The organism is Microbispora hainanensis (genome assembly GCF_006874475.1).
Taxonomy (GTDB): Bacteria; Actinomycetota; Actinomycetes; order Streptosporangiales; family Streptosporangiaceae; genus Microbispora; species Microbispora hainanensis.
The window spans coordinates 1-253 of sequence record NZ_VIRM01000239.1; the positions used below are offsets into that span (position 1 = coordinate 1).

Genomic DNA, 253 nt, shown 5'->3' on the forward strand with positions numbered 1-253 from the left:
TCGCGGGCATGGGCAGAGCACCACACCCGAGCCGGAGGACGGGCACGCGCACGGGCACGGGCACGGGCACGGGCGGAGGGGCGAGCCGGAGCCGGAGCCGGAGTCGGAGGGTGGGGACGGGTGCGGGGAGTTGCAGCGGTCGTGGGGCCGTCTTGGTGAGGGGCCTGTCGCCGGGTTGGCGTGGTCGGTGCCGGAGATACGGGTAGAGCTGACCACGTTGCTCGGGCACGATGAACATCCGGCCCACCTGCCT

At 73.5% G+C, this 253-nt stretch carries 1 pseudogene; it reads left to right on the forward strand.

Annotated features, from left to right (window positions below):
- Positions 1-253 (forward strand): annotated as a pseudogene (locus tag FLX08_RS41785) (hypothetical protein); the annotation flags it as partial.